Raw genomic sequence first — 10,795 nt, forward strand, 5'->3', positions numbered from 1 at the left:
CGGTGTACAGACAAGTACTCGAATTGCCCCAAATAAAAGAACCCCACCCTAACCCTCCCCTTGCTAAGGGGAGGGAACTGTATTTATAGTTTCCCCACTTTATAAGGGGGGATTAAGGGGGTTAATTCCGAGATATTAGGAAAACAGAAGTGTGTGTACACCGTAGTCGTAAATTACGCAGAGGAGTTCTATATGAAGTCAGATTTTAAGCAATTCGTAGTAGACTACGCAACACCCGTAAATAATTCACTAAATCCCTTGGCAGAAATCTCTGGTGTTGCGACTATCTCCACAATTTTATTATGTGAAGACGATTCCGTTAGCGCCTCAACACAAACTTGGGCGACTTTTTGCCGAGGAATACTACCTTCAAACAAAGTATCAGCACCTTGCATCACAATAGCATCCGAATTATCTTCATTTTTCAGCCCACCAGGACGGACAATAGTATAAGTTAATCCGCTTTTCTGAAGATACTCCTCAGCTTGCTTTTTCCAAACCAAAATCAGCCAAAACAGGTTGAGAGGATGGAACAGTTGGGAAGTACATAACGAGGAAACAAAGACAAAGTGTTCAATTTGTTTCGCTTTGGCTACATCCACCAAATTTTTTACACCTTCAAAATCGACTTTATAAGGTCCAGTGGGGTCAAAACTGGGTTTCGCACCCGTCGAGCATAGTAGTACTGTACTATCTCCGATTGCGGCTGCGAGTTCTGCGGGTTGCAAAATATCTCCTTGTACTAACTCGGCATCGCGAGGAAGGATACTTCTGGCTTTGTCAATATCGCGTACAAGCGCACGAACTGGAATATTGCGCTTTATTAGCTCTTCTACGATACGACGACCGGTTTCTCCTGTTGCACCTGCTACAAAAGCTTTCATTATAAACGCTATCCTAAGAAACTACTGGTTACAATTGTCAGAAGTATTTCCGTACCCGAATTTTGCCCTAAGGAAGAACGTCTCCGTGGCAACTTCTTTCTGGCAAACTCTTGAACTCAAAGAAAAGTATGTGCTGATTGGTTCTGTTTATCTTATGGATTAGATGAAGTTTATTACATATTTTTAAGGTTTCTGTAAAAATAGGAAATTAACACGAAACATTACCTCCAGTCTGGGAATTATTTAACTAAGGGAAAAGAAAAAGATACAGGAACGCACTTTATGCTATCAAAAGACCAGGAGTATCAAGTATTTGAGACCAACGAACAGATTGTATCTGTCACTTCCAGCATGATAAATGCTGAAGATGTAATTCCAGATACAAAATTGTCAACACCAGGCAAATTTTACGGACATTATCGCGATCGCATGGACATGCACGCGCCCGCTAATACAGTAGCAAAATACCTGGACAGTCATAATGAGTGGTTTGGACGTTGTGCTGAACCAATGAAAGTACAGCCGTTGGGTGAAAATGGTTATGCTTTGGCAATTGGTAAGTTTGGTTCATTCAATTATGAAGTTGAACCAAAAATCGGTTTAGAACTTCTACCACCAGAAGAAGGTGTGTATCGCATTCGTACAATCCCGATTCCCAATTACACTCCACCTGGATACGATGTAGATTACCGCGCCAAAATGCAATTAGTCGAGAACCTTGCGGGAGATTCTTCAATCAATTCTGGTCATATCACAGGAGTGGAATGGGAACTAGATTTGGTAGTTTATATTCACTTCCCCAAATTTATCCATCGCTTACCCAAGTCTTTGATTCAAAATACTGGAGACAGGTTACTCAATCAGATTGTTCGTCAAGTCTCCCGTCGTTTAACACGCAAAGTTCAAGAAGATTTTCATCAGTCTATAGGCGTAAATTTTCCCAAGAAAAGATAATTATGAATGGGTAATTGATGATAATTCACCACCAATTACCCATTAACCATTAACCATTAACTAATTAAGCATTACTTAAGATTTTTTGAACAATTTGCACACCAGTTATAGCTTGCCAAGTAAATAGACCTAGCAGCGTAAAATTAAGCAAAATGTGAGTCATTCGCGCCCAATTTGCGCCTTTTTGCATGAATGGGGAAAGTGCTGCCGAAAGCGCGATCGCAATTGTCATTCCCAATCCAGCCAAGAGGTGGGGACCAACAAATAATTTGCCATTATTAATGTAGGTGACAGCCATACCTCCAACCGAACCAGTCACCATCAAACCTAAGAGTATCGAACCAATTTGGTGATGACGAAGGTTATAACGTCCTTTAATTAATTCTTTCTTTTCTTCCCCTTGAGCGCTGCGAGTGCGCTGAACCTGCAAACCAAGATAAGCTACATACAGCGAAACTGCCAATAAAGCCCACATCATTACCGGGTGAAAGAAATTTAACCCGTACTTAACCGATGGTGATAGTTCCATAATTATGTGTTCTCCCCTAATCTTAAATCTTAATAAAAATTAGCATAACTTTTTTTACAGAAGAAAGGCAGTGGGCAGTAGGCAGTGGGCAGAAGGAATAAAATATATACTTTGCACACTGCCTTATTGGTTTAAAGCCCAGATACTTCGCTTCACTCAGTACGCTGCGCGATTTATTTATGGGGTTTTCCACTGCCTACTGCCTACTTACTACTGACTTCTCAAAAAATTCTTTTTTATAAATCTCAGGATGTTTTTTTTCACCATGTGTTGGGAAAATGGTTAAGAGTGCTGAGTTAGAAATTAGGAATTAACGATCGCGAAATATTCCACCATGCCCAATTCCCAATTCCCAATCCTCAATTCCCAATTCCCAATTCCCAATCCCCAATTCCCAATGAGTAAAGACATGTTACTGCTGTTAGCAGCCCAAAGTGGCGATATTAAGAAAGTTCAAATGCTTTTAGCTGCTGGAGCATCGGCAGATATTTGCTCCAGCAGTGGTACGACAGCCTTAATGTATGCTGCAAATTATGGATATGTAGAAGTAGTGCGATCGCTCCTCAAAGCGGGGGCAAATGTCAACTTACAACGGCAGCAATATGGTTTAACGGCTTTGATGCTAGCAACCGCAGCCAATCAGTTGGATGTCGTCAAATTTTTGGTTAGCCAAGGTGCAAATATTAATGCCACTAACGAAGATGGCAGTACTGCACTAATGGCAGCAACCCTCAAAGGTTACACAGAGGTGGTAAAAGCCATTCTAGCGGCAGGTGCGGATACAAATATTCAAGATAATGATGGTGATACAGCCCTATATTTAGCTGTAAAACATGAACACAGTAATATTGTGAAATATTTAGTCCAAGCAGGTGTAGAAATAAATTCCCAAGATGAAGAGGGGGAAAGCGCCTTAATGCTAGCAACTGACTTGGGACATATGGAAATTATCCAGACATTACTAAGGGCAGGGGTAGATATAAAACTGCAAAATCAAGATGGTAGTACCGCATTACTAGCAGCCGCAGCCGCAGGAAATAGACCCATTTCATCACTGCTACTAGCTCATGGTGCGGATATAAATCACCAAGACAAAGACGGTGAAACAGCACTACATCTTGCCACAGTTGAAGGATATGTGGATGTCACCGAAGTCCTTTTAAATCGAGATGCTAATGTCCATATCAGAAATAATCTTGGTGATACACCACTCTTAGTTGCAGCATTACAAGGACACAGCCAAATCGTAGAAGCGCTATTGCGACGAAGTGCCGATGTTAACGCTAGTAATCTCGGAGAAACACCCTTAACGCTCGCTATCTCCCAAGGGCATCTCGAAACAGTACAAGTACTATTAGACTCAGGTGCAAACCCTAACAGTAAAATTGCAGACGGCAAAACAGTCTTATTAAAAGCAACAGAACGTAATTACACCAGCATTGTCCAACATTTAATTATCAAAGGAGCCGATGTCAATTTTCAGGACACGGCAGGGGCAACAGCACTAATGTGGGCAGCATCGCGGGGAAACAGCGAAGCAGTGCAAACACTACTCCAAGCAAATGCAGACCAGAATCTCAAAAATCAAGGTGGATATACGGCATTAATGCTAGCAGAATTTAATAATTATCCAGATGTAATAAAAATTTTAAAAGCATCAGGAGGATAGTAGAGACGACCCGATGGGTCGTCTACAAAAAATAAACCCCCGATGATGGATCGTCTAGAAATAAATGTCCAATGCCCAATACCCAATGCCCAAAACCTAAGATTGCGCCTTTTGCTCAAAATTAGGTGCATAAGCTTGAAGTAGCTTACTGACTTGAGAGACAAGTTCGTTACCAGTATTCTTCGCCAAAACCGGAGTTTTGTCATCATTCGGTCGGTCGAGGTTACGTGCGATCGCTTCTCCAACTTGCTGGCTAATCAAATCTTGTAATTCAGCTTTAGCCCGTTGACGTTGCCAACTAGCACCCTCTTCTGTAGTCGCATACAGGGGAGGAAGACGGTTGAGAGCATAAGCGGCAATATCTCCAACATCAAGCGTTCTTTCACTAGTCGCTTCGATTTCAGCAACACGAGCAACAGCCTCAGTCAAAACCAAATCTTCCATGACGTTAATAAACTGCTTGCGAGGTACCGCCACTACCTCACCTGTTAATAGTGACCCCATCAACCGATCTAACGCCATGTATTCCTCGATCGAGAGTTCTGAGGCATGGTCGCAGATTCGCCCGACTTCGGCTTCCATCGCTGGTGTTAGATAACCATCTTGGAGAGCTTGTTCTACAATTTTTCCTATACTCATACCACTCATCTTTAATTTTTCTACCACCCAAGCTAGGTAGGGACGGATACCAACCGAATCTATATTTGCTCTATTTTGCTCAATTGTAAACAGTTTACATGCAAATTATGTAGCAAAAATGTCTCTAAGTACTTTAGTACTACCAAAATTTACTATTCAACAACACCATTTAGCCACGGCATTGGATCGATACTTTTGCCATTTACGTACAAGCCCCAATGTAGGTGAGGTCCTGTAGACGCGCCTGTCGCACCAACTGTGCCAATCTTTTGACCTGGCTTAACGACATCGCCTTCCTTAACAAGAATATCCTTGAGGTGCATAAATATACTACCTACCCCTTGTCCGTGGTCAACCCCAATTACATTACCATGAACTTTAAACCCTTCTTTGACAGTACCAACTAAAACCACACGTCCTGCTGCCGGGGCAATCACAGCAGAACCGGAGACTCCAGCGAAGTCTAACCCACGATGGTAGTAATTATTGGCAAATACACCGTTGTAGTAACGACGCACGCCAAATGGGGTACTCATACGGGCATTGCTAGGCTTGATAAAAGCGCCATTCCAGAATTTTTCTGGAGTACGTACTGCCCGAAATTCGGTAGCTCGTTGAAGTTCGAGCTTTGTAGCGGAAACACCTGCTTTACCTGGGGGTAAATTAATCCGTTGAATTTTGAAAGTGCGTGTTTTTACTTGAATGGGTATTTTTTTTGTTTCCCCACCACCTGTAATTATAACTGTTCTCCCACCTGGTTTTTCTAGGGGTATGGTGGGAATAAAAGCCCGATATCTATTTGGTGCTACCTCATACGCAGTGTAATTATCTTTACCCACAGAGACAGTCACATTGCTACCACTAGCAGGATTATCTAGGCTGACAACTACGGAAATAGTATCTCCCAATCGGGGCGTTTGGGGGTTCATTTGTACTTGTAGGGCATTTGCTGGGAAAGCTAAAGCAATAGGTAAAGCTGCCATCCCGATGGTAATGCTAGCTACTTGGATATGGTTATTAAAAGCCTTATTAAACCTGTTAATCGCTGCGCTCAAGCAATTGCTTTTGGTACTTTCTAAGTAACTGTTACGGTCGATGGTAATCATAGAGTTGCAAAAAAAATTCTTACTTCTGTGGAAAACAGACTAAATGATTGTTATGTGTGTTTCCGATAAGAAGCAAGTAACTAGAAGACGTAAATTAATATAGCCCCTAAATATTATGTATAAAAATTGTATAAATGCAACATTTCCAAAATCACTAAATTTGTAGTCTTTAAGTATTGCTTTGCTAGAAAATGAATGATTTTAACTAGCTTTCGCCAAATCTGTATCACTTTCTAACTTTCCATCTTCCAGGTGTACGATACGGTCAGCAATGTCGAGAATACGGTTATCGTGAGTAACAAGTAAAATTGTACAGCCTTGTTCCTTTGCCAGAGTTTGCATTATATTCACAACATCACGACCAGATTTACTATCGAGTGCTGCCGTTGGTTCATCCGCTAGTACTATTTTCGGATGACTAACAAGTGCCCGTGCGATCGCAACTCGTTGTTTTTGTCCCCCAGACAAATCATCTGGATAATAATTAACGCGATCGCCTAATCCGACATGTTTCAGCATTGCGATCGCACGTTGGTTCATTTCCCTGGGTGAAATACCTTTGTGTACTTCTAAACCCATTCGCACGTTTTGTAGTGCATTCAAGCTGCCATGTAAGTTATGTGCTTGAAAAATATAACCATGATTCCGACGTGCTTCTGTGAGCTTTTTGGCATTTGCCCCGACTAGTTCCTGTCCCAAAACTTGCAAACTACCTGATTGTCCGGAACGTAATCCACCTACCAGGGTTAACAGGGTTGTTTTACCGGAACCAGATGGACCAGTCATAATAATTATTTCACCAGCATTAATATCAAGATTGATATCAAATAATACTTGTTTCCGAAGTTGCCCGTGACCGAAAAAATGATCAAGATTTTTGACAGAGATTACAGATTCCATAAAATTTGGGCATTGGGAATTGGGAATTGGGTTTGTTGACTTGTTGACTTTGACCGAAAATAATGGGATACAAGCCTCGTATTTCTAGGACGGCTTTTTGTTATAATAGAAATTTAGTCGCCATAGGGCATTGGGAGACTATAAACGGACATGGAGGGACGATAAGACCACTTAATGGCGCATCCCAACGTTCGCGCTACTCTACGAGAAGCCGCTTCGCGTCTACCGCGTTCCCGTAGGGTAGTGTCAAGGAATCCTCGCTCTTTCAAGACGAGGAGGTATGTTAATTCACCTTCTTCTTGACAATGCCCAATTCCCGTTTCCCAATGCCCAATTAAAACATATCTGCGGGGTCTGCGGATTGGACTTTATGGGTAGCTACAGCACCGGAAATCATACACATAATAACTGTCAGAATCATGACTTGAGTTGCTCGTGCTAAGGTCATAATTACTGGTAAATTTGTGGCGTTGCGGGTCATTGTGTATAATCCCAAGGAAACAGAAGCACCAGGAATAAAACCTAATATTGCTAAAATAATTGCCTCTTCAAACACCACACTTAATAAATAAGAATTACGAAAACCCATTGCTTTAAAGGTAGCGTATTCTTTCATATGGGCGTTGACATCGGTAGAGAGAACTTGGTAAACAATAATTACCCCCACCATGAAACCCATCATCACCCCAAGGTTAAAAATAAAACCAATCGAGGTGCTGTTCTGCCAGTAGTTTTTTTCAAAGGTCATAAATTCCTCTTTGGTCAAAACTCGGACATCGTTACCAAGATGGGTTTTTAAGTTTGCTGCTACTTCCTGCGGGTCGAATTCTGGTTTTAATTTGACTAAACCAATACTGACGCTACCAGCTTCACGTCGAGGAAATAACCTTAAGAAATTTTGGTCGCTGGTCATTAATGTTGCATCGGCAATGAATGATGCTCCGACTTTAAATAAGCCAACAACATTCACAGTATTACGTTCTATTTCTACTTGTACTGATTTACCTTGGTCAACACTTGCAATTAGTTCTAAGTAATCTCCACGTCCACCGCGATCGAATAATACTGCGTTGGGTAATTTGACTTTGTTTTGCTGGCTTTTCACTTCTGGTAAATCAAAAGCTGGCTTATCCGGGTTAAATCCTGCGATTAAGATTGTGTTTTTTTTGCCTGTTTGGGGATTTTTCCAGTCGATAAAGTTGACGTACATGGCTTCTGCTGATTTTACCCCTGGCACGTCGTTTGCCTGAAATAGTCTACGTCGGGTAAATGTAGACATATTTGCCAAGTTTCGCGCTTGGGGACTAATCAGAAAAATATCTGCTTCCATGCTTCGATGTAGTCGAGTATTACTGTCGAATAATGCAGCTTGAAACCCTAGTTGCATAAACATCAATACGTCAGCAAATGCAATACCCGATAATGCGACTAAAAATCGTCCTTTTTCGTGAGTTAGTTGTAACCATCCTAGTGGTGTACGACGTTGTAAGTTTTGGATAAAAGCAACCATAATAATTTTGGATTTTAGATTTTAGATTCTGGATTTTGGATTTTAGATTTTGGATTTTAGATTCTGGATTTTGGATTTTAGATTTTGGATTTTAGATTTTAGATTTTAGATTTTAGATTTTGGATTTGTAGAGACGGGATATATAGCATCTTTACATTTTGGGTTCTGATTCCTGACTTCTTACTTCTAATGATTCAAATATATTAAGACTCTTTTGAACATATTCACTGGCATCTTCAGATAAAATTTCCTTAATATAGTTTGAAATATTTGGATTTTTAGCAACACTACCCCGCACCAAAGGGTATTTATCTTTAGCTAATTTCTCTAAAGCACGAACCGTTATATTTATATTATCAGCCGCATTCCTTCGCACGAATACAGATTCATCTTCAGCCAAATTTTCTAAAATATTTATAGGTATATTTAAATTACTCGCTACTTGCCTTCTGACAACAGATGATTTCTCTTGAACAAGAATTTCTAGAATTTGTAAATGTGTATTCTGATTCCCCGCAACCTGACTTCTTACATCTTCGCTATCATCCTTAGATAACGCTTCTAAAATATGAATTGGTGTATATAAACTACGAGCAATATCACTTCTAATACCTGCGCTTCCGTTTTCGGCTAATTTTTCTAAAATGTGGCTAGGTGTGTTTTTATTTTCTATGAAACTTGTCTGAATATCAACATCAATATTTTCCTCCGAAAATAATAATTCTAAAGTATAAATTGGTGTATTTAAATTGCGAGCGATATTACTTTTAATCTGCACGTCTTCCTGTTCAGCTAGCTTTTCTAATATCTGAATAGGTGTATTTTGATTAGCGGCAATATTTCTGCGAATATATATATCTTCATCTTGTGCTAATTGTTCTAATATGTGACTGGGTGTATACTCATTACTAGCAACTCCTGCTCTTACACCCTCGTCTTTATCTTGAGATAAATTCTCTAAAATATAGGGGATTTTTTGAAATTGCGCTACATTCCAACGAATATTTTCGTTTGGATGATTTGTACCCCATTCAATAAAGAAGAATGGTAGTTCATCATATTCAAATGGATTTGTCTCCCTATGTTCTCCATATAGTTCTTCTAGAAAATCAGGATTTTCTAGCAATATTAAGTCTAAAGCAAAATTATTCAGCACTGGAATAGGAAATTCATTAAATAATTGTTTGAGAACTTCTGGTGATGTATTCGGATTTTTAGCTACCGCAAATCTAATATTCTTGTTTTCATTTTGTGCTAATTCTCTTAATATTTGACTGGGTGTATTTTCATCTAACGCTGATTGTAATTCTGGAGATTGAATAGTATCACTCATCTTCCCTTTCCCCTAATTCAAATTATTTTTTAATAATTACCTGAAAACAAAAAAAAATGACTATTAAATATCTATATTCTTCTGTGTACCTCAGCGTAAAAATACCCTTCGGTAAGTCTCGCTTTGCTCGTATAAAGCGGTTCTCTGCGTTTAAAATTAATTTATTAGGTGCTTTGATAAACCAGATTTATTCTTTAATACTTTAGATATCAATAACTGCTTGAACTTGCAGATTTGTAAATTTCGCAGCTTGTTCGCTAGATTCATCATCTAAACGAACCCGTACCTCCACAATTCGTGAGTCAATATTACTAGAAGGATCACTATTGATGATATCCTGACGCTGAACCTGATACCCTACCCAATCGACTGTTCCCTGCAACTCTTGAGGTAGAGAATCACTGCTCACTCGGACTTTTTGCCCTTGCTTCACCTTACTAACATCACTTTGGTAAACTTCAGCAACTGCGTACATTTGGTCGGTTTCACCAAAATCGACAACACCTTCAGTACTGACTGTTTCCCCTGCATGGGTAATAATTTTCAAAACCCGTCCAGCTTTGGGTGCGCGAATATATGTTAAAGTAAGTTCAGAGCGTATTCTTTCTACACTTGCGATCGCACTATCAATTTCGGCTTGAGCTGTGGCAATATCGGTAGGACGTACTTCGGCTGTTTTTGCTAAAGTTCCTTGAGCTTGTTTAATCTGCTGTTGCGTAGTTGCAACTGTTTTGTTGAGATTTGCTTTCGCTTCTGTCACTTGTTGTTCTACGGTGGCAATAGTACGGGTTTGAGTCGCTTGACTTTCGAGAAGTTGCTGCCTTGAAGTTTCCGCAGTCAGTCTTCTTTGATTGACATCTTGACTAGAAATCACACCTTCTTTATATAGATTTTCGTAGCGTTGTACCTCAACTTGAGCATTACGTCTTTCGGCTGTGATGCGTGCTACAGTGGCTTTTAATGTTTGTTTTTGCCCTTGTAATTCAGCTTCAAGTCTCGCAATGGTAGCTTGTTGGGTTTTCACATCTCCCATTAACTCAGCTTGCAAACGGTTGATATCAGCACTAAGTGCTGCGAGTTCACCTTGTTTTGCTCCAGCTTTGACTTGTTCTAACTGGGCTTTAGCAACTGCGACTTTTCTTTCCGCTTCTTTTAAAGATGCTTGGATGCGATCGCGGTTTTCCATGATTGCTATTAAACCTCGTCCATTTTGAGAACTGGAGTTTTCCACGAAAATATATTATTGTGAATTTAGGGGTGTAGTTGAGAGT

General features: G+C 40.1%; 10 protein-coding genes. 2 read left to right on the plus strand and 8 right to left on the minus strand.

The window, feature by feature from the left end; genetic code table 11:
* Positions 1-224 precede the first annotated feature (224 nt).
* On the minus strand, positions 225-884 hold the full coding sequence (locus CK510_RS18760; RefSeq protein ID WP_095723153.1) for an SDR family oxidoreductase: 660 nt from the start codon (positions 882-884) through the stop codon (positions 225-227).
* A gap of 282 nt (positions 885-1,166) precedes the next feature.
* Between CK510_RS18760 and CK510_RS18765 the strand changes: the two genes are divergently transcribed.
* On the plus strand, positions 1,167-1,838 hold the full coding sequence (locus CK510_RS18765; RefSeq protein WP_095723154.1) for a DUF1997 domain-containing protein: 672 nt from the start codon (positions 1,167-1,169) through the stop codon (positions 1,836-1,838).
* A 64-nt stretch (positions 1,839-1,902) separates the two neighbouring features.
* On the opposite strand, the gene CK510_RS18770 is transcribed toward CK510_RS18765, so the two are convergent.
* Positions 1,903-2,373 (minus strand): DUF4079 domain-containing protein, encoded by a 471-nt coding sequence (locus tag CK510_RS18770; protein WP_095723155.1) that lies wholly within the window; start codon positions 2,371-2,373, stop codon positions 1,903-1,905.
* A 391-nt stretch (positions 2,374-2,764) separates the two neighbouring features.
* Between CK510_RS18770 and CK510_RS18775 the strand changes: the two genes are divergently transcribed.
* The gene (locus CK510_RS18775) at positions 2,765-4,036 is read left to right on the plus strand and encodes an ankyrin repeat domain-containing protein (protein ID WP_095723161.1); all 1,272 of its coding nucleotides are present in this window, start codon (positions 2,765-2,767) and stop codon (positions 4,034-4,036) included.
* 96 nt (positions 4,037-4,132) lie between these two features.
* On the opposite strand, the gene CK510_RS18780 is transcribed toward CK510_RS18775, so the two are convergent.
* The 6 genes from CK510_RS18780 to CK510_RS18805 all read right to left on the minus strand — a co-directional run bounded on the left by CK510_RS18780 (position 4,133) and on the right by CK510_RS18805 (position 10,755).
* Positions 4,133-4,675 (minus strand): late competence development ComFB family protein, encoded by a 543-nt coding sequence (locus tag CK510_RS18780; RefSeq protein WP_095723162.1) that lies wholly within the window; start codon positions 4,673-4,675, stop codon positions 4,133-4,135.
* A 152-nt stretch (positions 4,676-4,827) separates the two neighbouring features.
* On the minus strand, positions 4,828-5,781 hold the full coding sequence (locus tag CK510_RS18785) for a M23 family metallopeptidase (protein WP_095723156.1): 954 nt from the start codon (positions 5,779-5,781) through the stop codon (positions 4,828-4,830).
* A gap of 201 nt (positions 5,782-5,982) precedes the next feature.
* Positions 5,983-6,681 (minus strand): DevA family ABC transporter ATP-binding protein, encoded by a 699-nt coding sequence (locus CK510_RS18790; protein ID WP_095723157.1) that lies wholly within the window; start codon positions 6,679-6,681, stop codon positions 5,983-5,985.
* 334 nt (positions 6,682-7,015) lie between these two features.
* Positions 7,016-8,191 (minus strand): ABC transporter permease DevC, encoded by a 1,176-nt coding sequence (gene devC, locus CK510_RS18795; RefSeq protein ID WP_095723158.1) that lies wholly within the window; start codon positions 8,189-8,191, stop codon positions 7,016-7,018.
* A gap of 151 nt (positions 8,192-8,342) precedes the next feature.
* Positions 8,343-9,524, minus strand: a complete 1,182-nt coding sequence (locus CK510_RS18800; RefSeq protein ID WP_095723159.1) for a hypothetical protein — start codon at positions 9,522-9,524, stop codon at positions 8,343-8,345.
* A gap of 202 nt (positions 9,525-9,726) precedes the next feature.
* Complete coding sequence (locus tag CK510_RS18805; protein WP_245912214.1) at positions 9,727-10,755, minus strand: HlyD family secretion protein; 1,029 nt, start codon at positions 10,753-10,755, stop codon at positions 9,727-9,729.
* Positions 10,756-10,795 lie beyond the last annotated feature (40 nt).

Source organism: Brunnivagina elsteri CCALA 953 (genome assembly GCF_002289455.1).
GTDB classification, from domain to species: domain Bacteria; phylum Cyanobacteriota; class Cyanobacteriia; order Cyanobacteriales; family Nostocaceae; genus Brunnivagina; species Brunnivagina elsteri.